At 64.5% G+C, this 24,594-nt stretch carries 34 protein-coding genes, 1 tRNA gene and 1 pseudogene; 11 read left to right on the forward strand and 25 right to left on the reverse strand.

Translation table 11 applies throughout. The annotated features are described in order from the left end of the window. Nucleotides 1-79: 79 nt before the first annotated feature. Nucleotides 80-673, forward strand: coding sequence for a hypothetical protein (locus AC1DQQ_RS07690; RefSeq protein WP_478041624.1), 594 nt, complete (start codon nt 80-82; stop codon nt 671-673). A 42-nt stretch (nt 674-715) separates the two neighbouring features. On the opposite strand, the gene AC1DQQ_RS07695 is transcribed toward AC1DQQ_RS07690, so the two are convergent. The 5 genes from AC1DQQ_RS07695 to AC1DQQ_RS07715 form a co-directional block, all read right to left on the reverse strand. Beyond that, complete coding sequence (locus AC1DQQ_RS07695) at nt 716-1,300, reverse strand: hypothetical protein (protein WP_478041623.1); 585 nt, start codon at nt 1,298-1,300, stop codon at nt 716-718. Between the two features lie 146 nt (nt 1,301-1,446). Next, nucleotides 1,447-1,522, reverse strand: a tRNA-Thr gene (locus AC1DQQ_RS07700). A gap of 44 nt (nt 1,523-1,566) precedes the next feature. Then, nucleotides 1,567-2,439 (reverse strand): hypothetical protein, encoded by an 873-nt coding sequence (locus AC1DQQ_RS07705; protein ID WP_478044815.1) that lies wholly within the window; start codon nt 2,437-2,439, stop codon nt 1,567-1,569. Continuing rightward, entirely contained in the window at nt 2,429-2,782 is a 354-nt protein-coding gene (locus tag AC1DQQ_RS07710) for an MmcQ/YjbR family DNA-binding protein (protein ID WP_478044768.1), read from the reverse strand. The genes AC1DQQ_RS07705 and AC1DQQ_RS07710 overlap by 11 nt, the downstream gene beginning before the upstream one ends. Beyond that, a complete protein-coding gene (locus AC1DQQ_RS07715; protein WP_478044769.1) occupies nt 2,775-4,097 on the reverse strand; it encodes a replication-associated recombination protein A in 1,323 nt (440 codons plus the stop codon). The genes AC1DQQ_RS07710 and AC1DQQ_RS07715 overlap by 8 nt, the downstream gene beginning before the upstream one ends. Before the next feature lie 195 nt (nt 4,098-4,292). Here AC1DQQ_RS07715 and AC1DQQ_RS07720 point away from each other — a divergent pair, with 195 nt between their 5' ends. Next, on the forward strand, nt 4,293-4,886 hold the full coding sequence (locus AC1DQQ_RS07720) for a PadR family transcriptional regulator (protein WP_478044770.1): 594 nt from the start codon (nt 4,293-4,295) through the stop codon (nt 4,884-4,886). 85 nt (nt 4,887-4,971) lie between these two features. Beyond that, a complete protein-coding gene (locus AC1DQQ_RS07725) occupies nt 4,972-5,292 on the forward strand; it encodes a DUF2218 domain-containing protein (protein ID WP_478041618.1) in 321 nt (106 codons plus the stop codon). A 40-nt stretch (nt 5,293-5,332) separates the two neighbouring features. Here AC1DQQ_RS07725 and AC1DQQ_RS07730 read toward each other — a convergent pair whose 3' ends face one another. The 12 genes from AC1DQQ_RS07730 to AC1DQQ_RS07785 form a co-directional block, all read right to left on the reverse strand. Then, nucleotides 5,333-5,506 (reverse strand): hypothetical protein, encoded by a 174-nt coding sequence (locus tag AC1DQQ_RS07730; protein WP_478029112.1) that lies wholly within the window; start codon nt 5,504-5,506, stop codon nt 5,333-5,335. A gap of 93 nt (nt 5,507-5,599) precedes the next feature. After that, nucleotides 5,600-6,007: a SufE family protein gene (locus AC1DQQ_RS07735; protein WP_478041617.1), complete on the reverse strand. Its 408-nt coding sequence runs from the start codon at nt 6,005-6,007 to the stop codon at nt 5,600-5,602. A 146-nt stretch (nt 6,008-6,153) separates the two neighbouring features. After that, a complete protein-coding gene (locus AC1DQQ_RS07740) occupies nt 6,154-6,402 on the reverse strand; it encodes a hypothetical protein (protein ID WP_478029110.1) in 249 nt (82 codons plus the stop codon). Nucleotides 6,403-6,436: 34 nt separating this feature from the next. After that, nucleotides 6,437-6,727 (reverse strand): hypothetical protein, encoded by a 291-nt coding sequence (locus AC1DQQ_RS07745; protein WP_478029109.1) that lies wholly within the window; start codon nt 6,725-6,727, stop codon nt 6,437-6,439. Between the two features lie 27 nt (nt 6,728-6,754). Further along, nucleotides 6,755-6,883 carry a hypothetical protein gene (locus AC1DQQ_RS07750; RefSeq protein ID WP_478029108.1) on the reverse strand — a complete coding sequence of 43 codons (129 nt, stop codon included), beginning with the start codon at nt 6,881-6,883 and terminating at the stop codon, nt 6,755-6,757. A 23-nt stretch (nt 6,884-6,906) separates the two neighbouring features. Further along, nucleotides 6,907-7,182, reverse strand: coding sequence for a hypothetical protein (locus AC1DQQ_RS07755; RefSeq protein ID WP_066806263.1), 276 nt, complete (start codon nt 7,180-7,182; stop codon nt 6,907-6,909). A 12-nt stretch (nt 7,183-7,194) separates the two neighbouring features. Beyond that, nucleotides 7,195-7,494 (reverse strand): hypothetical protein, encoded by a 300-nt coding sequence (locus tag AC1DQQ_RS07760; RefSeq protein WP_478043404.1) that lies wholly within the window; start codon nt 7,492-7,494, stop codon nt 7,195-7,197. Between the two features lie 11 nt (nt 7,495-7,505). After that, nucleotides 7,506-7,823, reverse strand: coding sequence for a hypothetical protein (locus tag AC1DQQ_RS07765; protein WP_439646753.1), 318 nt, complete (start codon nt 7,821-7,823; stop codon nt 7,506-7,508). Between the two features lie 28 nt (nt 7,824-7,851). Further along, nucleotides 7,852-8,229 carry an envelope stress response membrane protein PspC gene (gene pspC, locus AC1DQQ_RS07770; protein WP_478029107.1) on the reverse strand — a complete coding sequence of 126 codons (378 nt, stop codon included), beginning with the start codon at nt 8,227-8,229 and terminating at the stop codon, nt 7,852-7,854. Between the two features lies 1 nt (nt 8,230). Continuing rightward, entirely contained in the window at nt 8,231-8,500 is a 270-nt protein-coding gene (pspB, locus tag AC1DQQ_RS07775; RefSeq protein WP_478029106.1) for an envelope stress response membrane protein PspB, read from the reverse strand. A gap of 14 nt (nt 8,501-8,514) precedes the next feature. Continuing rightward, a complete protein-coding gene (gene pspA / locus AC1DQQ_RS07780) occupies nt 8,515-9,180 on the reverse strand; it encodes a phage shock protein PspA (protein ID WP_478029105.1) in 666 nt (221 codons plus the stop codon). A gap of 93 nt (nt 9,181-9,273) precedes the next feature. Next, nucleotides 9,274-9,423, reverse strand: a complete 150-nt coding sequence (locus AC1DQQ_RS07785; RefSeq protein WP_157093879.1) for a hypothetical protein — start codon at nt 9,421-9,423, stop codon at nt 9,274-9,276. 169 nt (nt 9,424-9,592) lie between these two features. Here AC1DQQ_RS07785 and pspF point away from each other — a divergent pair, with 169 nt between their 5' ends. Together pspF and AC1DQQ_RS07795 are read left to right on the forward strand one after the other, a co-directional pair. Further along, entirely contained in the window at nt 9,593-10,600 is a 1,008-nt protein-coding gene (gene pspF, locus AC1DQQ_RS07790) for a phage shock protein operon transcriptional activator (protein ID WP_478029104.1), read from the forward strand. 118 nt (nt 10,601-10,718) lie between these two features. Further along, nucleotides 10,719-11,330 carry a superoxide dismutase gene (locus AC1DQQ_RS07795; protein WP_066806251.1) on the forward strand — a complete coding sequence of 204 codons (612 nt, stop codon included), beginning with the start codon at nt 10,719-10,721 and terminating at the stop codon, nt 11,328-11,330. Nucleotides 11,331-11,394: 64 nt separating this feature from the next. Here the strand turns inward: AC1DQQ_RS07795 and AC1DQQ_RS07800 are convergent, their stop codons facing one another. The 6 genes from AC1DQQ_RS07800 to mtaB all read right to left on the reverse strand — a co-directional run bounded on the left by AC1DQQ_RS07800 (nt 11,395) and on the right by mtaB (nt 16,381). After that, a complete protein-coding gene (locus AC1DQQ_RS07800; protein ID WP_478029103.1) occupies nt 11,395-11,988 on the reverse strand; it encodes a hypothetical protein in 594 nt (197 codons plus the stop codon). Between the two features lie 2 nt (nt 11,989-11,990). Continuing rightward, complete coding sequence (locus AC1DQQ_RS07805) at nt 11,991-12,929, reverse strand: cation diffusion facilitator family transporter (protein WP_478029102.1); 939 nt, start codon at nt 12,927-12,929, stop codon at nt 11,991-11,993. Between the two features lie 52 nt (nt 12,930-12,981). Beyond that, the gene (locus AC1DQQ_RS07810; RefSeq protein ID WP_478029101.1) at nt 12,982-13,284 is read right to left on the reverse strand and encodes a hypothetical protein; all 303 of its coding nucleotides are present in this window, start codon (nt 13,282-13,284) and stop codon (nt 12,982-12,984) included. Nucleotides 13,285-13,419: 135 nt separating this feature from the next. Beyond that, nucleotides 13,420-14,106 (reverse strand): inner membrane-spanning protein YciB, encoded by a 687-nt coding sequence (locus tag AC1DQQ_RS07815; protein ID WP_478029100.1) that lies wholly within the window; start codon nt 14,104-14,106, stop codon nt 13,420-13,422. Next, complete coding sequence (gene ftsY / locus AC1DQQ_RS07820; RefSeq protein ID WP_478041610.1) at nt 14,103-15,038, reverse strand: signal recognition particle-docking protein FtsY; 936 nt, start codon at nt 15,036-15,038, stop codon at nt 14,103-14,105. The genes AC1DQQ_RS07815 and ftsY overlap by 4 nt, the downstream gene beginning before the upstream one ends. Continuing rightward, a complete protein-coding gene (mtaB, locus tag AC1DQQ_RS07825) occupies nt 15,035-16,381 on the reverse strand; it encodes a tRNA (N(6)-L-threonylcarbamoyladenosine(37)-C(2))-methylthiotransferase MtaB (protein WP_478044771.1) in 1,347 nt (448 codons plus the stop codon). Before mtaB ends, ftsY begins: the two co-directional genes overlap by 4 nt. Between mtaB and AC1DQQ_RS07830 the strand changes: the two genes are divergently transcribed. Continuing rightward, the gene (locus tag AC1DQQ_RS07830; RefSeq protein WP_478041608.1) at nt 16,380-16,958 is read left to right on the forward strand and encodes a DUF924 family protein; all 579 of its coding nucleotides are present in this window, start codon (nt 16,380-16,382) and stop codon (nt 16,956-16,958) included. The two genes, mtaB and AC1DQQ_RS07830, sit on opposite strands and share 2 nt — an antisense overlap. Here AC1DQQ_RS07830 and AC1DQQ_RS07835 read toward each other — a convergent pair. Further along, entirely contained in the window at nt 16,933-18,543 is a 1,611-nt protein-coding gene (locus AC1DQQ_RS07835; protein WP_478041607.1) for a putative bifunctional diguanylate cyclase/phosphodiesterase, read from the reverse strand. The two genes, AC1DQQ_RS07830 and AC1DQQ_RS07835, sit on opposite strands and share 26 nt — an antisense overlap. A 245-nt stretch (nt 18,544-18,788) precedes the next feature. Between AC1DQQ_RS07835 and ffh the strand changes: the two genes are divergently transcribed. From ffh to rimM, 3 genes and pseudogenes are all read left to right on the forward strand, one after another. After that, entirely contained in the window at nt 18,789-20,294 is a 1,506-nt protein-coding gene (gene ffh / locus AC1DQQ_RS07840) for a signal recognition particle protein (RefSeq protein WP_478029095.1), read from the forward strand. 72 nt (nt 20,295-20,366) lie between these two features. Next, the gene (rpsP, locus tag AC1DQQ_RS07845) at nt 20,367-21,020 is read left to right on the forward strand and encodes a 30S ribosomal protein S16 (protein WP_478041606.1); all 654 of its coding nucleotides are present in this window, start codon (nt 20,367-20,369) and stop codon (nt 21,018-21,020) included. A 110-nt stretch (nt 21,021-21,130) separates the two neighbouring features. Beyond that, nucleotides 21,131-21,622: pseudogene (gene rimM / locus AC1DQQ_RS07850) on the forward strand (ribosome maturation factor RimM); the annotation flags it as partial. Nucleotides 21,623-21,644: 22 nt separating this feature from the next. Here rimM and AC1DQQ_RS07855 read toward each other — a convergent pair. Continuing rightward, on the reverse strand, nt 21,645-22,940 hold the full coding sequence (locus AC1DQQ_RS07855) for an Hsp70 family protein (protein ID WP_478044772.1): 1,296 nt from the start codon (nt 22,938-22,940) through the stop codon (nt 21,645-21,647). A 197-nt stretch (nt 22,941-23,137) separates the two neighbouring features. Here AC1DQQ_RS07855 and AC1DQQ_RS07860 point away from each other — a divergent pair, with 197 nt between their 5' ends. Together AC1DQQ_RS07860 and trmD are read left to right on the forward strand one after the other, a co-directional pair. After that, nucleotides 23,138-23,866, forward strand: a complete 729-nt coding sequence (locus tag AC1DQQ_RS07860; protein ID WP_478041602.1) for a metallophosphoesterase family protein — start codon at nt 23,138-23,140, stop codon at nt 23,864-23,866. Next, a complete protein-coding gene (trmD, locus tag AC1DQQ_RS07865; RefSeq protein ID WP_478041601.1) occupies nt 23,863-24,594 on the forward strand; it encodes a tRNA (guanosine(37)-N1)-methyltransferase TrmD in 732 nt (243 codons plus the stop codon). The genes AC1DQQ_RS07860 and trmD overlap by 4 nt, the downstream gene beginning before the upstream one ends.

Here is a 24,594-nt window from a genome sequence, read left to right on the forward strand (position 1 = left end):
GGCATAATTTCTCCCATGATGTCAGGGATAAACGCCGAGCGAGAGCGGATTCGGTGGCGTGATCAGCGAGGAGAGGTCGATGTCGAAGCTTGGAATAGGTGTCGCCGCGATGCTCTGCGCCGCGACGCCGGGTTATGCGTCACCTGCCGATGCTACTGGCGAGTCCGATACGCGGCCGCCGGCGGTGACCGCGGCGGTGCTGACCGCGGGCGAACACGATTTCGACTTCGAAATTGGCGTGTGGAAGACGCATCTGACTCGCCGCCTTCGCCCGCTGACCGGGTCGCAGACCTGGGTCGATTATGACGGCACGACGACTGTCCGGCCGGTCTGGGGCGGCGCGGCCAATCTGGTCGAGCTGGTGGCCGATGGGCCGGCCGGCCATTTCGAGGGGCTGTCGTTGCGCCTCTACAACCCGCAGACCCGGCAATGGGGGTTGAACTTTTCCAACCGGGCCGACGGTCAGATGGTCGCACCGACAGTGGGTGGTTTCCGCGACGGTCGCGGCGAATTCTACCAGCAGGATACGCTGGGCGGCCGCGCGATTTTCGTGCGCTTCGTCATCACCATAAGATCGAAGGACGCGATCCATTTCGAACAGGCCTTTTCCGCCGACGGCGGCAAGACCTGGGAAGTGAACTGGATCGCCGACGACACGCGGACGGCTTCCTGACCTCGGCTCCGCTGGCGCGGTGGGCATTGTGCGGCCGCCGTGTCATTTGTCCGCCGGCGTCGCGCGGTCGAAGGTCATTATCCAGTTGGTTTCCCAGGTCTTGCCGCCATCGGCGGAAAAGGCCTGCTCGAAGCGCGACGAGTTCGCTTTGATGTCGTAAAAGCCGTTGCGCACGAGGATCGTCCGTCCGTTGAGCGTGTCCGGCCCGTAAAACTCGCCCCGGCCGTCGCGGAATTCGCCGACCATAGGGGCGTCGAGCTTTCCGGTACTACTGTTCGTCCAGTTGAGATTCCACTGACGAGCGGTCGGATCGTAAAGCCGCAAGCCGACGCCTTCGAGATGTCCGGCCGGCCCGCTGGCCTCGAGCTCGAACAGGCTGGCCTTGCCGTTCCACACCGACCGGACCGTCGACACGCCATCATAGGCCGTCCACTCCGACGACCCGCTCAACGGATGGATCAGCCGCGAGATATGCGTCTTCCACACGCCCATGTGGAAATCGAAGTCGCGCGTTCCGTCGTGCGGTGCAGGTGGCGCGACGACAATGTCGGCGGCGCGGCCGGCGTCGATCGGCAAACCGCCGAGCGTCAGGGCCAGGCCGAGGGCCAGCAGAGCGCGAATGTTCATGAAACCATCTCCCAAGTGCGAGCGCGATTACGCCGCGCCCGTCGGGATTTCGAAGAGCCGCTTGCGGGAAATCTGCCTGGGCCACCCATCGGAAGGCTCGCGCCCACGGGTACGCCGTGTCGGCTTGGTCGTGACGTAGATTGGGATGGTGCCGGTTGCAGGAATCGAACCCGCGACCTTCGGTTTACAAAACCGCTGCTCTACCAGCTGAGCTAAACCGGCCCTCGGGGCGCGACCCCGACAAATCAGCTGCGCGCTCCCATGCGTCAGGTGATGCCGAAGGTCCAGCCCTCTGTTCGCGCGATCTCGGGAGTCAGTCCGGCGGGCGACCATAATTCCGGGCGAGGCGCGTAGGCGCGCAGCCATGCCGCGGTCAGCAGCGCGTCGGCGCTATGGTCGTCGATCGCGCCGCTCCCCGCCACCGAAGCACTGCCGATTGCCTCCAGCGCGGTGTTGAGCGCCTCGATCGACGCCATCTTGGTACGTCCCTTCGCCCGCCCGGCGGCGATCGCGGCCAGGCTGGTGTAGATTTCGACGATCAGCGATCCTTGTGCCGGTGCCGCGTCGAACGGCCAGATCGGAAGCTTTCCTGCTAGCTGGTGCATCACGCGCATCCCCGTCAGGCTCGACTTCCCGACTTGCGCCGCGCCGACCAGGTTGAGGTTGCTGTACGGGTTCAGTCCCTGAAGCCGCTGCTCGACCTCGCTGAGGCGCAGCCGGCCACGGCCGCCGCCATATTGGTCGCCCTCGCGCCCGCCATGCCGGCGGAAATGGCGCGACGCCTGGGGGTGATCGACAAAGGTCGAGGCTGCCAGATGCGGGTCGTCGGCCGATATGCGGTCGACCAATGCCCACAAAGCCCGCGCATCCGCCGGGCTTTCCTCCCAACCGGGGAAAAACGCGCCGCGATCGGCGAACGGCAGCGACAGGCCGAGATCGAGCCCGACCAGTGTCCCGTCGGGCATCTCGCCGCGCAGCCAATGGAGGACGGCGGTTCGCGACCAGCCATCCGGCGCCGCGATCAGCTCCGGGGCACCGCCGTCAGGGGCGCAGATCGCCACCGCGATGCCGCGCTGCACCGGGCCGACCGCGCCCGACCAGTCGATCGCCGCATAATATTCGAAATGATCAGGGACGATCGCCAAACRCCGCTCGCTGCGCCTTGCTCGCGCGATCCCACCAGGCGCGGGTGATCACGGTGCGGACACGCTCGGGATCGTTCGACCCGTAGCGCACGAGCAAGCCCGGCCAGCCTTCGTAATGCGGTGTCTGCCAGAACGTGTCCGGGTCGGTGTCGAGCAACACCGCCTTTTCGTCGTGCGGACTCATCACGTGAAAGCTGTCCGCCTCGCGCGAAAGCGAGACGAACGCCTTCTTGTTCACCTTGGGGCTGGGAGTGCCGTAGAAGCTTTCCATGTAGCTGTCGGGCAGCGTCAGCGCGAAGGCGACGACCTCATCCCAGTTGTCGAGGCTCTCAGCCATCGTTCTTGCGCCTCAGGCTGTCCCAATAGTCGAGCCGCTCCTGAATCCGCTTTTCGAACCCACGATCGGTCGGCGTATAGAAGGTCTGCGGGCTCATTTCCTCGGGCCAATAGTTCGACCCCGAGAAACCTTCTTCGGTGTCATGGTCATAGGCATAGCCTTTGCCGTAGCCGATATCCTTCATCAGCTTCGTCGGCGCGTTGAGGATATTCTGTGGCGGCATCAGCGAGCCGGTTTCCTTCGCCGAGCGCCACGCCGCACCCATCGCCTTGTACGAGGCGTTCGACTTGGGCGCGGTCGCCAGATAGAGGCACGCCTGCACCAGCGCGAGTTCGCCCTCGGGCGAGCCGAGGAAATCGTAAGTATCCTTGGCGGCGATGCATTGGACCAGCGCTTGCGGATCGGCGAGGCCGATATCCTCGATCGCCATGCGCACCAGCCGGCGCAGCAGGTAGAGCGGTTCTTCGCCTGCAGTGAGCATCCGCGCGAGATAATAAAGCGACGCCTGGGGATCGCTGCCGCGCACCGCTTTGTGCAGTGCCGAGATCAGATTGTAATGGCCCTCGCGATCCTTGTCGTACACCGCGACGCGACGCTGCAGGAACGCCGACAGCCCGGCGGGACCGAGCGGTTCGGGAAGATCGACCGAATAGAGCGTCTCTGCCTGGTTGAGCAGGAAGCGCCCGTCGCCATCGGCGCTGGCGATCATCGCGGCGCGTGCATCGGGGGTGAGGGGTAGGGGGCGCTCCATCAGCTCGTCGGCGCGGTCGAGCAATTTGCCTAGTGCTGTGGCGTCGAGGCGATGGAGGATCAGCACCTGCGCCCGGCTGAGCACGGCGGCGTTGAGTTCGAAGCTGGGATTTTCGGTGGTCGCGCCGACGAGCGTAACGGTGCCGTCCTCGACATAAGGCAGGAAACCATCCTGCTGCGCGCGATTGAAGCGGTGGATCTCGTCAACGAACAGCAAGGTGCGCTTGCCGATCCGGGCATGCTCGCGCGCTTCGGCGAAGGCTTTCTTGAGGTCGGCGACGCCAGAGAATACCGCGGAGATCGCGACGAAGCGCAAGCCGACCGCGTCCGCCAGCAACCGCGCGATCGTCGTCTTGCCGGTGCCGGGTGGCCCCCACAGGATCATCGACGACAGTCGGCCGGCGGCGACCATTCGCCCGATCGCGCCTTCTGGCCCGGTCAGATGCTCCTGGCCGACGACATCCTCAAGGCGGCGCGGGCGCAGCCGGTCGGCGAGCGGCGCGTTCTCGCTCGGAATATCCTGGGAAGAGGCTTCGGGTTCGAAGCCAGCGAAGAGATCGGCCATAACGGGAACATAGGGCGGGACGGACGGAAATCCCAGTGCTTCGGCAAGCCAGCAGGGGGATGCGGCACGAGGCCGGCCTGACGATCGAGGGCGCATAAAGCCGTCGAGCAGAATAATTTCTAAGATATATCTTGACGTATTCTGCTTAAGATATATCTTGAGTTCATCATGAAACACCCGAGGAATCAAGAATCCATGTTTTTCCATCATCATCAAGGCGGCCGCGGCTGCCATCCCGGACATCACGCAATGCGCGGTGGCTGGGGGCATCGCGGCTGGCATGGCCGCGGTTTCGGCGGCGGTCGTGAGGGTCGCGGCGAAGGCCGCTCGCGGCGCATGTTCGACGGCGGCGAGCTTCGTCTCGTCCTGCTCAAGCTGATCGCCGACGAGCCGCGCCATGGCTATGACCTGATCCGCCAGATCGAAGAGTTGACCGGCGGTGCCTATGCGCCGAGCCCAGGCGTGGTCTATCCGACCATCACTCTGCTCGACGATATGGGTCTGATCGAGGCGCAACAGAGCGAGGGCGCCAAGAAGCTGTTCGCGGTCACCGAGGCCGGCACTGCCGAGCTCGAGGCCAATGCCGAGCAGGTTGCGGCGCTGATCGCCCGGCTGAGCGCGATCGGCGAAGAGCGGCAGAAGGTCGACGCCACCTCGATCCGCCGCGCCATGGGCAATCTTCGCGAGGTGCTGGTCAACCGCCTCGACTCTGGCGAGGTCGATGACGAGGTCTTGCACCAGGTCGTCGCCTTGCTCGACGAGGCGGCGCAGAAGATCGAGCGGCTGTAAGGCGTGAGCGGCATTACCCGCTTGCAGATCCTCCGCCGGCGGCTGGGCATCGACCCGGCCGCCGGCCCCTTATCGAAAGACTCCCATGACCGTTTCCGCGACCGTCAAGGTGCCGACCGCGAGCGCCAACAAATATCTCCAGCAATTGTGCAAACATTGGCAGCACAATCTGACGGTTGAATTCACTGCCGATCACGGCACCGTGACTTTTCCCAAAGATGCTCGCGGCGCCGACTGGCCGGGCGATGCGCTGGTCACGTTCGATGCATCGGCCGATGCGCTCGACGTCCGCATCGATGCCAGCGTCGATGGCCAGCTTGAAGGGTTGAAGGGCGCCGTCGCACGCCATCTCGATCGCTTCGCCTTCCGCGAAGCGCCGTTGAGTTTCGACTGGCAGGCGGCGTGAGGTTCCAAAAGTCCTCCCCGGGACGGGGAGGACTTTTTTATCAGCCCGCCAAGATCTTCTCCGCCACTTCCTCGATGCTGCCGACGACGAGTAGCGAGTCACCGCCGACCATGCCGACTTTGGTCTGGCCGTTCTCGTCGGCACGCAGATAGGCAATGTTGGCCGCGACCACGAGATAGTCGCCGCCGCGTGACTTGAGCAGAATGAATTTCACGATGGATCTCCCGGGTTCCCGGGCTCCCTAGATCGTCTTCATTGAAAATCCATCACGAGAATCCCGGCGTGAGCCGACGTCGGTCTGCCGCGTTCAACCCGCGTACCGCTCCGCCGTCGCCTTGATCAGCGCGATCATGTTCGGGATCCCTTGCGTGCGATTCGAGCTGAGCTGGTTGCGCAGATCGAACGGCGCCAGCGCGGCATCGATATCGATCGCCAGGATGTCGGCGGGCTGGCGGTCCTGCACGGTCAGCAGCACCAGCGCGATGATGCCCTTGGTGATCGCCGCGTTCGAATCCGCGAGGAAGTGCAGCGCGCCATCGTCGCGGATGGTAGGATAGACCCATACCGACGCCGAACATCCCCGCACCAGCGTAGCATCCGTCTTGAGCGGGTCGGGCATCGGTTCGAGCGCGCGGCCGAGATCGATCAGCAGGCGATAGCGATCGTCGGCGTCGAGGAATTCATATTCGTCGTGCAGGTCGGAAAGACTCGGCATGGTCCGCGCTATAGCGCTCCTGCCACTCAATCCAACCGTCGCCCTGAACTTGTTTCAAGGTCCGGGTCCTTCGCCGCGACCGCGCCGCGGCGATCTCCATCGGACCCGGGTCCTGAGACAAGCTCAGGGAGCCGGCGGGGCGGACCTCAGAGATCCACCCCGGACGCGATCGCCTCGAGCTTGCGGATCCGCTCCTTAAGGTCCGCGATCTCGATCCGCGCGCTGGCATTGGGAAGCGTGGGGCCGTCATGCCCGGCATGATCGGCATAAGCGTTGATCTCGCGCTCCTTGAGCGCCAGCCACCCGCGCCAACCGGCGAGCGAGGCCATGCAGATCATACCCAGACCGGCCAGGCCGGCACCCGCCATGGTGAAATAGAGATTGGGGTCGGTCATGATTGACGTCTCCATTCGATTATCCCGGCCGCCCTCAGCGGTCGCGGTTGCGCAGCGACTCGATCTCGCGGTCGAGGTTGGCACTGCTGCTGTTGGTGTCGGTGATCACCCGCTCGAGGACGGCGATGCGGTCCTTGAGGCCAGTGATCTCGTGGCGAAGCTGGCGATTTTCCTCGCCAAGGGCTGGATCACGCAGGGTGAATTCATTCCCCATCGTGTCGCGGCCGATGCCCATCCTGGCCCGGACGATGCTGCCGATCGTGACGACCAACACGATGCCGAAGACCATCAGGGCGAGGCCCAAGACCATATCAACGAAGACCATTTGAGGGGGCTCCCGTCAGACGTTGGGTTATTCGGCGGGCTGCAGGCCGGCCTCGCGCATGGCGCGGCGGCGTGGCCGGTCGACCCGCTCGGCGAGCCAGACACCGAGGCCGGTGGGGATCGCCAGGATCACGACGAAGATTGCTAAGCCGATCATTGTTCTTATCCTATCTCTTCTGTTCAGTTCAGCGGCTGGGGCTCGTCGCCCCGCAGCTTGTCGATTTCGTCGGCGACCGCGATGCCGCGGTCGGTCACGATCCGCTCCAGCACCCGCACCCGTTGTTCCAGGCGTTCGGTCTGGGCGGCATATTGTGCTGCCTTTTCGGCCACCTTGTCGGCTTCGAGTTCGAGCTGGCGTTCGCGCAGCTTGAGCCAGGGCTTGACGAAGACACCGCCGAAGATCGCGAGCAGGCCGCAGCTGATGCCCAGGATCGGAATGAGCAGAGGGTTGATCACCGCATTGGTTCCTTAGTTCAGCGGCTGCGACGGGGCGTCGCGCAGCTTTTCGATCTCTTCCGCGACATCCAGGCCGCGGTCGGTGACGATCCGCTCCATGACGCGCATCCGCTGCTCGAGTCGCTCGGTATGGGCGGCGTATTGCGCGGCCTTCTCGGCGGCCTGGGCATTCAGTGTCTCCGCCATTTTTTCGCGGTGCTGGGCCCAGGTCTTGAGCATCTCACTGCCGATGCCGAGCGCGGCGGGGATACCCACGACCACCAGGGCAAGCATGAAGATGGTGAAGCCGTTGGTGGCAAAAAACTCGGTCATCTCGTGCTTCCTCAGTCGCGGTTGCGAAGTTCGTCGATCTCGCGAGCGACACGCTCGCCGGGATCGGTTGCGATGCGTTCGAGGACGCGCAGGCGCTCCTCCAGGCGGCCGATCTGGCTGACGAGCTTGTCATTCTCGTTCGACAGCAGCTCGATCTTGCGCTGCGCTTCCAGGTCGCCGCTGGTATCCACGAAGCCCCGGCGCATGGCGCGGCGGTTATTGCGGTCTTCCAGCGGATAGCCGTGCTTTGCCTTGATCGACATCTTTATGATGCCGCCGATCGTCGCGATTGCGATGATCATCAGGACGAAGATCTGACCTTTATCCACGTAAATTCTCCCCTATCGTTCGGCCGGATCAGCGCAGTGCGTCGATCTCGTCGGCCAGGCGGGTGTTGCGGCTGGTGTAGAGCGTCTCGATGTCGGCGAGCCGGCGGTCGAGGTCGCGGAACTTCGAGCGGACCTCGGAAGCCGAGCGGCTCGGGTTCGATCGCACGCCTTGCCAGAACTTGGCATCCTCGGCGTCGTCATACAGGCCGAACGGCTTGCTCGGCGCCAGCCAGGCGGTGATGAAATAGGCGGGAATGACCCAGCCCGAGGTTATCAGCGCGAGGATTACCGTGCCGACCCGGACAACGGTGACGTCGATCCCGGTATAGTCGGCGACACCGGCACAGACACCCAGGAACTTCTTGTTCTGCTTGTCCAGGTAGAATTTGGTGCGGCTTGCGGACATGTCAGTTGCTCCGTGAAGCGATTTGGTCGGCCGGTTCGGCGAGCGGCATGCTCGCTTTCCAGTCTGGGTGGTCGGCAGCGACGATGCGCTCGACCGTCGAAACACGATCCTCGAGGCGGCGGGCGAGCGAGTAGAGCTCATCCAGCAGTTTCTCGTCCTCGTTGGTGATCTTGGGAGCCTGACGCCACCTGGTCACGTAGTGGAGGATGATCCACGGGAGCCCGATAAAGAGCATCCCCACGATCATGATAGGTACAAGGACGTCTTCCATGATTCAGTCCTTCCCTATTTCTTGCCGAGGCGGGCTTTGAGCGCTTCGAGTTCGGCGTCGACCTTTTCGGACGCTTTCAGTTCGGCGATCTCTTCCTCAAGCGTCTTGGGCTCGCCGCCCAGGTTAAGCGCCTCGGCGCGGCCCTCGGCCAGATCGACGCGACGTTCGAGCACGTCGAAGCGCGAGAAGGCGTCCTGGGTGCGGCCGGCCGAATAGACCTCGCGGATCTTAAACTTGTTGTTCGCGCTTTCCAGGCGGGTGGCGATCGAGGATTGGCGGTTGCGCGCCTCGCTCAGCTTCTTTTGAAGCTTGGCGATATCCTCTTCCGAACCCCGGAGCGCCTCGTCGAGCACGCTGATCTGCTGGCTCAGCTCGACGACCATGTCGGTCGCCTTCTGGCGCTCGACCAGGGCCGCTTTGGCCAAATCCTCGCGATCCTTCGACAGCGCCAGTTCCGCCTTCTCGGTCCAGCTTTCCTCGAGCTGGCTGAGCTTGGCGATATGGCGACGCATTTCCTTCTGGTCGGCGATGGTGCGCGCGGCGGAGGCACGAACCTCGACCAGCGTCTCTTCCATCTCTAGGATAATCATGCGGATCATCTTCGCCGGATCTTCCGCCTTGTCCAAAAGGTCGGTGAAGTTGGCGGCGATGATGTCGCGGGTGCGCGAAAAAATGCCCATGTTGAAATTACTCCTCGGATTTTACGCTTTACTCGGATTGGTGGGACCGCCGGGGCGGGAAGCAAGGGGGAAACCCGCCCCGGCGGTTGGCCGTCACGCCTTCAGCGCGACGGGAACCTGCGGAGCCGGATTGGCCTGCGCCAGGCCCGGGCCAACGGCCGCGAGCATCAGCGCCGAACCGCAAACGAAGGTGCTGGCGACCACCACCAAAGTGCGACCCAGACCATTTGAAACCGACTGCATTGTTCTTACTCCCTAGTATTTCGTGCCGGACATCCGGCGATGCCAACTCAACTGCAGATGCCGTGCCAATTCCTAAAAACGGCGGAAATCTGCCGTTTCTGCTCGGAAGTGGAGGTCGTTTGGCGATTTACACTTGCCAAACATTGGCAAAATACACCAAGTCGTGGGCATGGAACGGACGACGCAGGTCATCGGGCAATCGGGACCCTTTCTCGACGCGCTGGAACGCGCTAGCCGCGCCGCCGCGCTAGACCGTCCGGTGCTGGTGATCGGTGAGCGCGGGACCGGCAAGGAGCTGGTTGCGGAGCGTCTCCATCGCCTCAGTCCGCGCTGGGACCAGGCGCTGATCATCATGAATTGCGCGGCACTGCCCGAGACGCTGATCGAAGCGGAATTGTTTGGCCATGAAGCGGGCGCGTTCACCGGCGCGACCAAGGCGAGGGCGGGGCGGTTCGAGGAAGCCGATGGCGGCACCTTGTTCCTCGACGAACTCGGCACGCTCAGCATGGCGGCCCAGGAGCGATTGCTTCGCGCGGTCGAATATGGCGAAGTCACGAGGATCGGCTCGTCGCATCCGATCCGCGTCGACGTCCGCATCGTCGCGGCGACGAACGAACATCTTCCCGAAAAGGTCGAGCGGCACCAGTTTCGCGCCGACTTGCTCGACCGGTTGAGCTTCGAAGTGGTGACCTTGCCGCCGTTGCGCGCACGGCCAGGGGACGTCCCGGTGCTCGCCGACCATTTCGGACGGCGCATGGCGGCGGAAATGAACCGTGACTGGCATGGCTTCTCGCCCGAAGCGCTAGATTCGCTGATCGACTATCGTTGGCCCGGCAACGTTCGCGAACTCCGTAACGTGATCGAGCGCGCGGTCTATCGCTGGGAACAGGATGTGCCGATCGCGCATATCGAGTTCGATCCGTTCCAGTCACCCCATCGTCCGGGCGCCGGCGCGCAGCCCGCGCCGATGGTCGACCATGTCGCGGCTCCGCCACCGCCGCCCGGCGAGAGCGAACCTGGCGATTTTAAGAGCCGGGTCGCGCGCTTCGAGCGCGACGTGCTGACCAAGGCGCTCGCCGCCAACCGCTTCAACCAGCGCCAGACCGCGGACGCTTTGGGGTTGAGTTACGACCAGTTGCGCCACGCGCTCAGGCGTCACGACCTTTTGCCGGGATAGAAAGCGCCGCGAGAGCGATGGAATCGCTTGCGCAACGACAATCGCGGACCCATTTGGCGGGCATGGGCGTTCGCTTGGCGACGTTCCCCTATAGCCGCTCAAAAGACGGAGGATCCTTATGGCTTTCGAACTCCCCCCGCTGCCCTATGCCTATGACGCGCTGGAGCCGACCATCTCCAAGGAGACGATGACGTTCCACCACGACAAGCATCACGCGGCCTATACCGCCAAGCTCAATGAGGGCGTCGCCGCCGATCCCAAGCTGGAAGGCAAGACAATCGAGGAAATCCTCGGCGTGATCTCGTCGCAGCCGCCGCTCGTCCGCAACAATGGCGGCGGGTTCTGGAACCACGCCTTCTTCTGGCGGATCATGGCGCCGGCCGGCACCACGCAGCCGTCGGGCAAGCTGGCCGCGGCGATCGATGCTTATGGCGGTCTCGACAAGCTCAAGGAAGATTTCAACACCAAGGGCGCGGGCCAATTCGGTTCGGGCTGGGCCTGGGTGATCGCGGATTCGTCGGGCGCGCTGAAGGTCGTCTCGACCCCCAACCAGGACAATCCGCTGATGGACGATGCCAAGGACAAGGGCACGCCGATCCTGGGTAACGACGTGTGGGAACACGCTTATTACCTCACCTACAAGAACGACCGTCCCGGCTATCTCAAGGCCTGGTGGGACGTGGTGAACTGGGACGAAGCCGGGCGGATCTACGACAGCGTCGCCGGCTGATCCCCGCTACGATCGAATAACGAAGGGCTCCGCGTTGGCGGGGCCCTTTTTCGTTGGGAGAACCTCAACGCAACGCCGCGACTGGCACTCGACCAACCCCGCTGCACAGATTGCGCGCGATCTCGCGATAAAAAAGACAGACATCGTCGAGATCGCTGCGCGTCACGTGCAAATCCTGGCCCACCATCACGCGATCGAGCGCCGCGCCGTATCCGGCCCGTGCGGGCCATCCCACGGTCATCGCCAGCGCGTCGCGACGATCGCCGCGACGGACGCGCCCGCCGCAGTGGAAGAGGCAGTCGCGCGATCGCCCCAGCGCGCGCAACCGCGCGTCGTCATCGTTAGGGAGCGATTTTGCAGCGCGATATGCGGATAGCTTGTTCGCCGTGTTGCGTTGGCCGGGGTGGACGGGCAGCCCCTCCGCGGTCGAAGCGGCGTCAATCAACAGGTTGAGGAAGCGGTCGAGTTCGCGCAGCCCGTTGCCGATCACCTTCGCGCGGTGGCGGCCGACGATCGCGGGCAATCCGCTTTCGACATCGTGCGCGATCGGCGTCCGCAGGCACGCGCCAAGGAAGGTCGCGCCGCGGAACAGGGTCGAGGATGCGTGCCGCATCTCTTCGGTCATCGCTCGGCCGGAGCCGGCGCGATGGTCGTACACCGTCACGTCCTGATCAGCCCACGCGCGTCCAATTTCATCCCGGCATCCTCATGGGGCCGTACATAGACTCGATGGATGCTGGGAAACTCGGCCTGCAAATCGCGTTCGATCGCATCGACGATCCGCTCGACATCGCCCGCGCTCAGCCGATTGTCGAAATCCACATTGACCGCCGCGACGATCTGGGTCGGGGCATTGTGGATCGTCATGATCTCGCCCACGCCCATGATGCCCTCGCGCGTCGCCGCACGGCGAATGCCGGCGATGAGTTCGGGATCGGCGGCTTCGCCGATCAGCAGGCCCTTCGCCTCGCGCGCGAGGAAGATCGCGACGACGCCGAGCAACAGGCCGATCAGGACCGACGCGATGCCATCGAAGCGCGGGTCGCCGGTCACTTGCGACAGCGCCAGTCCAACCGCCGCGATCAAGATACCTGCCATCGCCGCGCCATTCTCCAGCAGCACGATCACGGTGGTCGCGTCCTTGGTCGAGGTCAGCGCCCGCAGCCACGACTGACCGCCGCGCGCTGTGTTGAATTCACGGAACGCTGCGATGGTCGATCCACCCTCGAGCGCAAAAGCGATCGCCAGCACGCCATAAGCGATCAGCGGCGACACCGCCGGCTCCGGCTCGAGGAAGTGCAGCACGCCTTCGTAGACCGACACGCCCGCGCCCAGCGCGAACACCAGCAGAGCGACGACGAAACTCCAGAAATAGAGTTCGCGGCCATATCCCGCGGGATGGAGCGCGTCGGCCGGTTTGGCGGCGCGCTTCTGCCCGTACATCAGCAACAATTGGTTGGTGGAATCGACCAGGCTGTGCACGCCTTCGGTCAGCATCGCCGACGATCCGGTGATCGCCGCCGCGACGAACTTGGCGACCGCGATGCCGACATTGGCGGCCAATGCGATGATCAAGACCCGGTTGTTATCGGCTTTCATGAACTGCGCCTAAGCATGAAGCGGTCGGTCGGGCTAGTCCTGGAGAGCGCTTCTATTTCCGCGCGGAGGCATTCAATCGGCGACGATTGGCCCGGACCTTTCGGCGGTAAAGTCGCACGGCACGTTCGGCGCCCTGCAACGGAGTCATGGTCAGCCCGCCGGCGACCAAGGACGCCTGCAGTTCGATCGCGGCGGCAATCTTTTCGGACGTCATCAGCGAGGCTTCCGCCAATGTGCCGTCGCCGCGTGCGATTTCTGCAAGACGCAAGCCGACCACGGCCGACGCTTCCCAGGCCAAAGCCCAGCTATCGAACGCCAGCCCGCTCCATGCCGCTATCGGCGACCGCGCACTCAAGAGGATTTAGTCGGCAGGTTGGGGTGTATCATATCGCGTCGCGCTCCAATGGGCATGATGGCGGCTCAAGGTCGTCCTAGAACGGCGCGACGCGCGCCAACGTTCCTGCCGAAAAACACTAAATCGCCGTGATATTCATTCCGGCGGCAGTTCTTTCGCCGCCGCGTCGCCGACCTCGCTCATCAGGCCGTGTTTCATCATCATCGGCACGTTGGCGAGCGCGAAGATGAAGGTCATCGGGATCGCGCCCCACAATTTGAACGCAGTCCAGAAATCGAAGCTGGTGTTGCGCCACACCAGTTCGTTGAGGATCGCCATGCCGAGGAAGAACAGCGCCCAGTTGCGCGTCACCTTCTGCCAGCCAAGCGGCGACAGACCGGGATAAGCGGTGCCGAGCAATTGCTCGAGCAGCGGTTTGCCGGTCAGCAAGCCGAACCCCAGGATCGCGGCGAACACCGCATAGACGAAGGTCGGCTTCATCTGGATGAATTTGGGATCGTGAAAATAGATGGTCAGCCCGCCGAACACGAGCACCAATGCGCCCGAAATCCATAGCATCGGCGAGATGCTGCCCAGCTTGATCCGCGACACCACCAGCGCGATCACCGTCGCCAGCATGAAGGCGGACGTCGCGACGATGGCGCGTGACACTACCAGCGCCGACATCTGGTCGAGGTCCGACAGCGAGTGGCTGAAGCTCGATACAAGCTTCATCGTCAGCGCCTGGGGCGCGAGGAAATTGACGAGGAAAAAGATCACCAGCGGCGCATAATCTATCGCCAGGCGCAGGCCGGCGGTTCCGTTCTTGCTCGTCGCGCTCATCGCACCAGCTCCTCGACGCCCGCGATGATCCGGGCAACTTCCTTGGGGTCGAACGGGCGCAAGTCGCTCAGCGTCTCGCCCACTCCGATGGCATGGATCGGCAGGCCGAATTGCTCGGCGGCCGCGACCAGCACGCCGCCGCGCGCGGTGCCGTCGAGCTTGGTCATCACCAACCCGGTCACGCCCGCGACTTCCTTGAATACCTCGATCTGGCTGAGCGCGTTCTGGCCAGTGGTGGCGTCGAGCACCAGGATCACGTCATGCGGCGACGCCGGGTTGATGCGCCCGAGCACGCGACGGATCTTGGCGAGCTCGTCCATCAGCTCGCGCTTGTTCTGCAGGCGCCCGGCAGTGTCGACGATCAGCGCATCGATACCCTTATCGGTCGCCTGCTTGACCCCTTCGAACACGATCCCCGCGGCGTCACCGCCCTCGGCACCTTTGACGATCGGTACCCCGACACGCTCGGCCCAGGTCGCGAGCTGGCCGATCGCCGCCGCGCGGAACGTATCGCCCGCCGCCAGCATGACGCCGTAATCCTGTTCGACCAGCCAATGCGCGAGCTTGGCGATGGTGGTGGTCTTGCCCGATCCGTTGACGCCGATCACCAGGATGACCTGTGGCCGGGGAAACGCTTCGATCTCGAGCGGCTTGGCGACCTTTTCGAGGACCTTCTCGATCTCCTCGGCGACGACCAGACGAATGCCGAGCTCCTCCATGCCGCGCTCGAAGCTGCCTTCGGCCAGCCGGTCGCGGATGCGTTTGGCGGTGGCGGGGCCAAGGTCGGACGCGATCAGCGCTTCCTCGATATCGTCGAGCGTCGCATCGTCGAGCCGCGCGGTGCCGAGACCGGCGAGGTTGCCGACCAGGCGGTCAGACGTCCGCTTGAACCCGCCGAGCAGGCGCTGATGCCAGGATGGTGTCGTGCTCATGCGGTAACGGCCATTTCTCTTTCTACTACGTCTGCTTCTTCGTCACCCCCGCGAAAGCGGGGGCCCATCTCCCGGCCCCCTCCACGGGTTGAAACGGCAGGAGCTGGGTCCCCGCTTTCGCGGGGATGACGGATATTGGCAGAGCGGACTGCGATTGGCACGATCGAGCCGACATTATGGCCAGCGTTTAGTTCAAACTCGGCGAAACTCGCGCTATGTCCGCGATTACCGGGCGCTTCGACCAGCACCTGTTGCGTCGTGCCGATCAGGCTATCGAGCCACCGCGCCTTGCGCTTCGCCGCCGCCTCTCGCAGCCCGGCGGCACGCTCGCGACGCAACTCCAGGTCGACCTGCGGCATCCGAGCGGCTGGGGTTCCGGCGCGCGGGCTGTAAGGAAAGATATGGGCGTGGACGATGTCGCAATCGTCGATCAGCGCAAGGCTGTTCGCCGCCATTGGTTCGTCCTCGGTCGGGAAGCCCGCGATCAGGTCGGCGCCGATCGCGATGTCGGGCCGTGCCGTCTTGAGCCGCTCGACCAGCCGTACCGCATCCGCGCGCGAGTGGCGGCGCTTCATCCGCTTGAGGATCATGTCGTCACCGGCCTGGAGCGAGAGATGGAGATGCGGCATCACGCGCGCTTCCTGCGTCAGCAACTCGAACAGGCGGTCATCAATCTCCGGCGCATCGATCGAGGACAGGCGCAGGCGGGGAAGGGCGGGAACACGCGTCAGGATACGCTCGACCAGGCTGCCCAGCGTCGGGCTGCCCGGCAGATCGTGGCCGTAACTGGTCAAGTCGACCCCGGTCAGCACGACCTCGTTCTTGCCTGCCGCGACGACGCGCTCAATCGCTTCGATCACGGCTCCGGCGGGCGCCGAGCGGCTCGGTCCGCGTCCGAACGGGATCGCGCAGAAGGTGCAGCGATGGTCGCATCCGTTTTGCACCTCGACGAACGCGCGCGCCTGATCGACCGCAATGGCGAGGTGCGGCGCGATTTCGGTCACGCGCGTCATGTCGCCGACGATCAGCGCGTCGTTTGATGCCCAGGCCTCGGGCAGCAATTTCTCGCCATTGCCGATCACACGATCGACTTCGGGCATGGCCGCGAAACTCGCCGGGTCGATCTGCGCAGCGCAGCCAGTCACCGCGAGCATCGCCCCGGGGCGGGCACGGCGGGCGCGGCGGATCGCGGTGCGGGTCTGCTTGACCGCGCTATTGGTTACGGCGCAGCTATTGATCACGACGACATCGCGGCCGTCCAGCATGCGCTGGATCGTCTCGCTCTCTGCGATGTTGAGGCGGCACCCGAGACTGATTACCTCGGGCTGCGGAAGGGATGACATGGGCGACGATCTAGGAGCGAAGCGCGGGGAAGTCCACGACGAGGCGGCGCGCGTGTTGCACTTCTGGTTCGAGGAGTTGAGCGAGGAGCAGCATTGGGTCAAGTCGATCACGCTCGACGAGGCGATCGCCGAACGGTTCGGACCGCTAAGGCTGAAAGTGGTCGAGAGCGCGGCCTGGGGGTGGCGCAGCACGCCCGACACCTTGCTTGCAGCTACCATCCTGATCGACCAATTCTCGCGCAATATGTTCCGCGACGAGGGCGCGGCATTCGAACATGACGGGCTGGCGCGCGAACTGACTTTGTATGGATTGTTACGCGGGTTCGACCGCAAGCTGCCGGCGGAGCGCTGCGCGTTCCTCTATATGCCGTTGATGCATGCCGAGGATCCGGAGCTGCAGCAACTCAGCGTCGAGCGCTTCACCGCGCTCGGCGACGAGCAGAATCTGGGGTTCGCGCACGATCACGCAGCGGTGATCGAGCGATTCGGACGGTTCCCGTCGCGTAATCGTGCATTGGGTCGGCGCTCTACCGTGATCGAGCGCGAATATCTCAGCCAGCCAGGCGTCGGCTGGTAGCGGGATCGGAATCTGATAGGGCGTCAACCGCGTCGGGCGCGATCAGCAAGCGGCGCTCGGCGAGCAGGCGGCGAGCATTGCCGGCGGTCAGCGGGCGGCCATAGACATAGCCCTGGCCGCGCGCGCAACCCAGGCCACGCAGGCGCTCTTCAATTGCCTTGTCCTCGATCCCTTCCGCGGTGATCGGCAGATTGAGGCTTTCGCCAAGGCCGACGATCGCGTTGACGATCGCGGCGCTCTCCGGATTCTGGTTGACCGACATGACGAAGCTGCGGTCGATCTTGATACGGTCGAACGGCAGCGCGCGAAGGTGGGCGAGGCTGGAATAGCCGGTGCCGAAATCGTCTAGCGCAAGCTTGATACCCTGGTTCTTCAGGCTGGCGACGATCGACTGCGCCATCGCCAGATTGTCGAACAGCGAGCTTTCGGTGATCTCGATTTCGAGCCGGCTCGGCGCAAAGCCGGTTTCGGTGAGCAGCTTGATGATCTTTTGCGCCAGCCAGGGATCCTTGAGCTGCCATGGCGAGATGTTGACCGACAATTGCAGCTGCGGATGCCAGTCGCGTGCCGACAGGAAGGCCTGGCGCATCAACGATAGCGACAAATCCGCGATCATGCCGGTTTCCTCGGCGATCGGGATGAACTGGTCGGGGATCATTACGCCGCGTTGCGGGTGTTCCCAGCGCGCCAGTACCTCGAACCCGGTCAGACGCCCGGTGACCAGGTCGATCTGCTGTTCGAAATAAGGAACGATCTCGCCGCGCGGGATGGCGACGCGCAAGCTGCTTTCGAGCTCGTTGCGCGACTGGAGCTCGCGCTCCATCGATACGTCGAACCAGGCGTGGCGATTACGCCCGGCATTCTTGGCCGCGTACATCGCGATGTCGCCCGAGCGCAGCAAAGCGTCGATCGTCGCCGCGTCGCGATCGCTGCGGGCGATGCCGATCGAGCAGGTGACATGAAGGTTGAGCCCTTCGACGTGAAAGGGCTGGCTCATCCGCGACACCAGCCGTTCGGCGACGCGCTCGACGCTGTCGGGATTTTCCGGATCGAACAGCATCGCGCAGGCGAATTCGTCGCCGCCGAACCGCGCGAGCAGCGCACTTTCGGGCAATGCGGTCGCCATTTCGTCAGCCACGGCGCGCAACAGCGCGTCACCGACGGTATGGCCATGCATGTCGTTGATCGTCTTGAAATGGTCGAGATCGAGCATCATCAGCGCCATCGCCTTATGGCGGCGGTCGGCGCGAACCAGCATCGCGGCGCCTTCCTCGGCCAGGCTGCGGCGATTGAGGAAGCCGGTGAGCGGGTCCCTGGAGGCGAGGACGTTGGCACGTTCCTCGGCCGCGGTGCGCACCGTGACTTCGTTGGCCAGATCGCGATGACGACGCCAGCCGAACAGAATCAGGGCGACATTGAGGAGCAGGGCGATGATCAGCGTCTGGTCGGTGCCACCGTCATGGTGCATCCAGTTGCTCAGGACCATCGACAGCACCTGGCTGCCGGTGCCGATGAACATCAGGATCGCGGCGACCGTGATCGCGCCGCTCAACAGATCGCGCCGGGCTGCGGCCGGTTCGCTCATGCCCCGTATCCCCTTCTTCGAAACCGCGCGTCCGCGGCTCTGTCCAGCCCTGCTGATCGCACCGCGAGGTCAAGAAGATGTTAAGGGCCGGCGCCGGGTTGCGTTTTTCGCGAGGTGTCGCTATCGGGCCGGCACCGTTCCCTTTGCGAACGCGACAAGGAGCACCCATGTGGTGACGCCGGCCGACGAGGTTTCGTCCGCCGGCGCTTTGTGCGTTTTAGGGTTCGGATGGGAGTGATTTGTTTATGTTCGACAGCCTGAGCGATCGTCTTGGCGGTGTATTCGACCGGTTGCGTGGCCGTGGCGCGCTGACCGAGGCGGATGTGCGCGCGGCGATGCGCGAAGTGCGCGTTGCGCTGCTCGAGGCGGACGTCGCTCTGCCGGTTGCGCGCGATTTCGTCGACAAGATCACCGAGCAGGCGGTCGGCCAGCAAGTGCTGCGGTCGATCACGCCAGGCCAGCAGGTCGTCAAGATCGTCCATGACGGCCTGGTCGAAATGCTCGGCGCGGACGAGAGCGAGCTCAATCTCGGCGTCACGCCGCCCGCCGTCGTGATGATGGTCGGCCTGCAAGGCTCGGGCAAGACTACGACGACCGCCAAGATCGCCAAGCGCCTGACCAGCGGTCAGGGCGGGCGCGATCGCAAGAAGGTGTTGATGGCGTCGCTCGACGTCAATCGCCCAGCCGCGCAGGAACAGCTGGCGATCCTGGGCGAGCAGACCGAGGTTGCGACTCTGCCGATCGTCCAGGGGCAGCAGCCGGTCGATATCGCCCGGCGCGCGATCCAGGCGGCGAAACTCCAGGGCTTCGACGTACTGATGCTCGACACGGCGGGCCGTCTGCACGTCGATCAGGGCCTGATGGACGAGATGAAGGCGGTCGCCGACATCGCAAAGCCGCAGGAAATCCTGCTCGTCGTCGACAGTCTGACCGGTCAGGACGCAGTCAACGTCGCGCGCGCCTTCTCCGACCAGGTGCCGCTGACTGGTGTCGTGCTGACCCGGATGGACGGCGATGCCCGTGGTGGCGCGGCGCTGTCGATGCGCGCGGTCACCGGCAAGCCGATCAAGTTCGCCGGTACCGGCGAAAAGCTCGACGCGATCGAGGGTTTCCACCCCAGCCGCGTCGCCGGCCGCATTCTCGGCATGGGCGACGTCGTCAGCCTGGTCGAGCGTGCCGCCGAATCGATCCAGCAGGAAGACGCCGAGCGCATGGCGCAGCGGCTGTCCAAGGGTCAGTTCGACATGAACGACCTGCGCAGCCAGTTGCAGCAGATGAAGAAGATGGGCGGCATCGGCGCGCTGGCGGGAATGATCCCCGGCATGAAGAAAGCGCAAGCGGCGATGTCGCAATCGGGGATGGACGACCGCATCCTGCTGAGGATGGACGCGATCATCACCTCGATGACTCCCAAGGAGCGGACCAAGCCCGAACTGCTCAACGCCAAGCGCAAGATCCGCGTCGCCAACGGATCGGGGACGACCGTTCAGGACGTCAACAAGCTGATCAAGATGCACCAGGAAATGGCCACCGCCATGAAGCGCATCAAGAAGATGGGCGGGCTGAAGGGCATGATGGCGATGCTCGGCAAAGGCGGCCCGGGCGGCGGCCTCGGCGGGCTCGGCAACGCGATGGGCGGGCCCGAGCTCGGTGATGCGATGAACCAGATGGGCGGGCTTCCCGGCCTGCCCGGCACGGGGGCCAAGCTGCCGCCCGGGTTCCAGAATTTCATGAACGTGAAAAAGAAGTGACGGCGAAGCCGTCATCCCGGTGCAGGCCGGGATCCAGTTATCAAAGAATCTGAAGAAGGAAGTTGAACTAAAATGGCACTGAGCATTCGTCTTTCGCGCGGCGGTTCGAAGAAGCGTCCGTATTACCGTATCGTCGTTGCCGACGCGCGCAGCCCGCGTGACGGCAAGTTCATCGAGAAGATCGGCAACTACAATCCGCTGCTGGCCAAGGACGATGAGAAGCGCGTCGTCCTCGACGCCGATCGCGCCAAGCATTGGTTGGGCGTCGGTGCGCAGCCGACCGACCGCGTCGCCCGTTTCCTCGACGTCGCCGGCGTCAAGGAGCGTGCGGCCCGCAACAATCCGAAGAAGGGTGAGCCGGGCGAGAAGGCCAAGGAGCGCGTCGAAGAGCGTGCGTCGAAGGCTGCCGAAGCTGCCGAGGCCGCGGAAACCGCCAAGCAGAACGAAGCCGAGGCCGTGATTGCCGCCGAGGTCGAAGCCGCGACCGAAGAGCCGACGCCCGAGGCCGAAGCCGTTGCCGAGGCGGTCGCCGAAGAAACRCCGCCGGTTGAAGCGCCGGTTGCCGAAGAGGCTCCTGCCGCTGAGGAAGCTCCCGCGGCGGAGGAGGCTCCCGCGGTCGAAGCCGCTGCCGAGGAAGCGCCCGCCAACGAAGCGACACCCGACAGCGACGCCGGCGATACCGGCGCCGACGAGGCCAAGAGCGCTCAGGCTCCCGCCGAGGGCTGATGCCGAAAACTCCCTCTCCCCATCGGGGAGAGGGTCGGGGAGAGGGGGAGTCGCAGGCGGCGTCCTCTCGCACTGCCCCTCTCCCAAAGCCTCTCCCCAGCGGGGAGAGGGCTTCTCAGCCCGTCACGCTCGCCGTCATCACCGGCGCGCATGGCGTGACAGGAGAAGTTCGCCTGAAGGTCTTCGCCGAGGATCTGAAGCCGCACAAAAGCTTCAACGCCGGCGCGTTGACGCTGAAGGCGCTGCGCATCACGCCGCAGGGTGCGATCGCGCGTTTCGCCGAAATCCCTGACCGCACTGCCGCCGAGAAACTGCGCGGCACCGAGCTCACCGTACCGCGGTCGGCGCTGCCGCCGCTGGGCGAGGGCGAATATTACCACGCCGATCTGCTCGGCCTGGCGGTGGTGTCCGATGCCGGAGAGCCGCTAGGGCACGTCGTGCTGATCGAGAATTTCGGTGCCGGCGATGTGATCGAGATCGAGCGGCCGGCCGAGGGCGGCAAACCCGGCAAGCGCTTCATGGTGCCGATGCGCCCCGAGGCGGTTCCCGAATGGGATAGCGAGCGGCTGGTCGTCGCCGCGGCGTTCGTCGATCAGGGCTGACGCCGGCTTGGCATTCCACGGCTCACGCTGCCCAGGCGGCGAGATCCTCCTGTTGCCCGATCAACGCCAATCCATGCGCGATCGAGGTCAGCTCGCCGCCTGACGCGATCCGCTCCTCGCCGAAACGGTCTGCGAACAAGCGCCGGATGCGCGGGGTCAATGAGGTGCCGCCGGTCAGGAAGACGCGATCGACATCGGCCGGGGCGATATCGGCGGCCGCTAGCGCGCGATCGGCGGCGGCTTCGATCCGCGCGATATCGGGTGCGATCCAGGTCTCGAACGCGTCGCGCGTGACGTCGGCCTCGATCGCAAGACCGGCGCCGGCAAAATGGAAATGGGCATGGTCGGATGCCGACAGCGCGCGCTTGAGCTGGCCGACGGCGTCGTACAATTGATAGCCGAGCTCCTGGTCGATCACGGCGATCATCCTGCCGATCGCGGCGGGGTCGAGCGCGGCGCGGCGAAGCTTTTCGAGATCCGCCAAGGTACGCCGATTGCGCATCAGCGCCAGTTTCGACCAATCCGCGAAGTCGCTGAAATAACCACCGGGAATATCGAGGATTTTGTCGAACGATCGGTAGGACCCGCCCTTGCCGAGTAATGGCATCACCAGATTGTCGATGATCCGCGCATCGAACCGGTCGCCGGCGATGCCGACACCAGCATGACCCAGCGGGGTGCAGCGGCGCGGCGCGCCCGGCGCCTCTATCCGCACTACCGAGAAATCGCTGGTGCCGCCGCCGAAATCGGCGACCAGAATCGTGGCTGGGTCGGTGACCCGCGATGCATAACTGAATGCGGCGCCGAGCGGCTCGTAGACATAATGAATGTCGGTGCCGAGGGCGGCGAACATCAGGTCGTAACGTTGCCTGGCGAGTGCCTCATCGGGTCGGCTGCCGGCGAATTCGACCGGCCGTCCCACGACGACGCGCGATGCGGTCTGCGCCAATCGCCTGTCCGATCGCGCGGCCAGCTTGCGCAGGAACAACTGGCCGAGATTCTCGAACCGCATGCGGCGTTCGAAGATGGTGGCGTGCTCGAAGCTCGTACTCGCCGCGACCGACTTGAACGATTGGATGAAGCGGCTGCCTTGCGGGAAATCGAGATAGTCGCGGATCGCCCAAGGGCCGGCATCGGCACCGAGTGCGACCCGAGCATCGCCCTCTTCCCAGAAGCACAAGGCCGAACGGAACACCGCATCGCGGCCTTCGGGCCCGTCGAGCATCACCAGCTCGGCGGTATCGGCCTGTGCTGCGGCGATTACAGTATTGGTGGTGCCGAAATCGAATCCCAGCGCGGAGAAGGCAGCGTCACTCATGGCGGGCGCGCCTCTAGCCGGGATGACGGCGAGCGGCAAAAGGGAAGACGTGATCACGCATTTCTGTACGCAGCCCTTTTCGTGCCGGCGGATGAGGCGCCCCTTGCCGTCTCGGACGGCGCAGGCAATGGTCGATAGATGACGCTCGCCGATTTTCCTCTCTTTACGCCTGCTACCTTCGGTTACGCGAGGTGCGCATGACCCGGCTGGCGGTGCTGACTGATATCCATGGCAATCTGGCCGCATTGGAGGCTGTGATCGCCGATGCCGAGGCGCAAGGCTGCACCGGATTCGTCAATCTCGGCGACTCTCTGTCCGGGCCGCTCTGGCCAGCGGAAACCGCCGATCTCCTGATCGAGCGTGTCTGGCCGACGATCGCAGGCAATCATGAGCGCCAATTGCTGACCATCGACCGCGCGCGGATGGGCGCGAGCGACGCTTTTGCCAGCGATGCCCTGAACGACCGGCACCTCCAATGGCTGGCAAGCCTGCCGCCGACGCTGCAATTGTCGCCGGATGTGCTGCTGTGCCACGGCACACCGACCGATGACGTCGAACATTTCCTCCATACCGTCGATGGCGGCGCGGCCCGCGAAGCGACCGAGGCAGAGACATCGGAGCGAGCGGCGGATCGCGGCGAAGCGTTGATCCTGTGCGGGCATACCCACGTGCCACGTATCGTGACGTTGGAAGACGGCCGGACCATCGCCAATCCCGGCTCGGTCGGGCTGCAGGCCTATGATGATGATCATCCGGTCGCCTATCGCGTGGAGGTAGGCGATCCTTGCGCGCGCTATGCCATTGTCGATCGAACGGCGGTAACGCTCCGGGCGATTGACTATGATCACGAGGGCGCCGCCCGGCGCGCGGAAATGAACGGCAGCTACGATTGGGCCATCGCGCTCAGAACGGGGCGGATGGCATGACGTTCGCCGCCACCGTCCTCACTCTCTATCCTGACATGTTCCCGGGCCCGCTCGGCACGTCGCTGGCGGGACGCGCGCTGGGCGAGGGAAAATGGAGCCTCGACGCGGTCAACATTCGCGACTTCGCAATCGACAAGCATCGTACGGTGGACGAAACGCCGGCCGGTGGCGGTGCGGGGATGGTGCTCCGCGTCGATGTGGTGGCGAGCGCGTTGGACAGCGTGGCGGACGGGCGGCCGATCCTGGCGATGACGCCGCGGGGGAGGCCGCTCACTCAAGAGCGTGTTCGCGATCTTGCGGCCGGTCCCGGCGCCATCGTGCTGTGCGGGCGGTTCGAGGGATTCGACGAACGATTGTTCGACGCACGGCCAGTCGAACAGGTGTCGATCGGCGACTATGTCCTGTCGGGCGGAGAGATGGCGGCGCTGGTGCTGCTGGACGCTTGCATTCGGCTGCTTCCCGGCGTAATGGGCGCGCCTTCCAGCGGAGATGAAGAGAGCTTCGAAAGCGGCCTTCTCGAATATCCGCATTATACCCGACCTGTTGAATGGGAAGGGCGCACGATCCCCGAAGTGCTGCGATCGGGGGATCATGCGAAGATCGCGGCCTGGCGAAAGTCGATGGCCGAGGCAGATACACGGTTACGGAGACCGGATCTTTGGGAGCGCCACGAGGGCGCTCGGGTCCAGCCTCCCTCTGGCGCGCGGCGACGAAAGAAGGACGACTGA

The sequence above is a fragment of the Sphingomonas sp. P4_G3 genome, from assembly GCF_056401105.1.

Coding starts and splice junctions, on each gene's coding strand:
- AC1DQQ_RS07690 (WP_478041624.1), top strand. CDS start 80: ATGTCGAAGCTTGGAATAGGTGTCGCCGCGATGCTCTGCGCCGCGACG.
- AC1DQQ_RS07695 (WP_478041623.1), bottom strand. CDS start 1,300: ATGAACATTCGCGCTCTGCTGGCCCTCGGCCTGGCCCTGACGCTCGGC.
- AC1DQQ_RS07715 (WP_478044769.1), bottom strand. CDS start 4,097: ATGGCCGATCTCTTCGCTGGCTTCGAACCCGAAGCCTCTTCCCAGGAT.
- AC1DQQ_RS07720 (WP_478044770.1), top strand. CDS start 4,293: ATGTTTTTCCATCATCATCAAGGCGGCCGCGGCTGCCATCCCGGACAT.
- AC1DQQ_RS07725 (WP_478041618.1), top strand. CDS start 4,972: ATGACCGTTTCCGCGACCGTCAAGGTGCCGACCGCGAGCGCCAACAAA.
- AC1DQQ_RS07735 (WP_478041617.1), bottom strand. CDS start 6,007: ATGCCGAGTCTTTCCGACCTGCACGACGAATATGAATTCCTCGACGCC.
- AC1DQQ_RS07740 (WP_478029110.1), bottom strand. CDS start 6,402: ATGACCGACCCCAATCTCTATTTCACCATGGCGGGTGCCGGCCTGGCC.
- AC1DQQ_RS07745 (WP_478029109.1), bottom strand. CDS start 6,727: ATGGTCTTCGTTGATATGGTCTTGGGCCTCGCCCTGATGGTCTTCGGC.
- AC1DQQ_RS07750 (WP_478029108.1), bottom strand. CDS start 6,883: ATGATCGGCTTAGCAATCTTCGTCGTGATCCTGGCGATCCCCACCGGC.
- AC1DQQ_RS07760 (WP_478043404.1), bottom strand. CDS start 7,494: ATGACCGAGTTTTTTGCCACCAACGGCTTCACCATCTTCATGCTTGCC.
- pspC (WP_478029107.1), bottom strand. CDS start 8,229: ATGTCCGCAAGCCGCACCAAATTCTACCTGGACAAGCAGAACAAGAAG.
- pspB (WP_478029106.1), bottom strand. CDS start 8,500: ATGGAAGACGTCCTTGTACCTATCATGATCGTGGGGATGCTCTTTATC.
- pspA (WP_478029105.1), bottom strand. CDS start 9,180: ATGGGCATTTTTTCGCGCACCCGCGACATCATCGCCGCCAACTTCACC.
- AC1DQQ_RS07785 (WP_157093879.1), bottom strand. CDS start 9,423: ATGCAGTCGGTTTCAAATGGTCTGGGTCGCACTTTGGTGGTGGTCGCC.
- pspF (WP_478029104.1), top strand. CDS start 9,593: ATGGAACGGACGACGCAGGTCATCGGGCAATCGGGACCCTTTCTCGAC.
- AC1DQQ_RS07795 (WP_066806251.1), top strand. CDS start 10,719: ATGGCTTTCGAACTCCCCCCGCTGCCCTATGCCTATGACGCGCTGGAG.
- AC1DQQ_RS07805 (WP_478029102.1), bottom strand. CDS start 12,929: ATGAAAGCCGATAACAACCGGGTCTTGATCATCGCATTGGCCGCCAAT.
- AC1DQQ_RS07815 (WP_478029100.1), bottom strand. CDS start 14,106: ATGAGCGCGACGAGCAAGAACGGAACCGCCGGCCTGCGCCTGGCGATA.
- ftsY (WP_478041610.1), bottom strand. CDS start 15,038: ATGAGCACGACACCATCCTGGCATCAGCGCCTGCTCGGCGGGTTCAAG.
- AC1DQQ_RS07830 (WP_478041608.1), top strand. CDS start 16,380: ATGGGCGACGATCTAGGAGCGAAGCGCGGGGAAGTCCACGACGAGGCG.
- mtaB (WP_478044771.1), bottom strand. CDS start 16,381: ATGTCATCCCTTCCGCAGCCCGAGGTAATCAGTCTCGGGTGCCGCCTC.
- AC1DQQ_RS07835 (WP_478041607.1), bottom strand. CDS start 18,543: ATGAGCGAACCGGCCGCAGCCCGGCGCGATCTGTTGAGCGGCGCGATC.
- ffh (WP_478029095.1), top strand. CDS start 18,789: ATGTTCGACAGCCTGAGCGATCGTCTTGGCGGTGTATTCGACCGGTTG.
- AC1DQQ_RS07855 (WP_478044772.1), bottom strand. CDS start 22,940: ATGAGTGACGCTGCCTTCTCCGCGCTGGGATTCGATTTCGGCACCACC.
- AC1DQQ_RS07860 (WP_478041602.1), top strand. CDS start 23,138: ATGACCCGGCTGGCGGTGCTGACTGATATCCATGGCAATCTGGCCGCA.
- trmD (WP_478041601.1), top strand. CDS start 23,863: ATGACGTTCGCCGCCACCGTCCTCACTCTCTATCCTGACATGTTCCCG.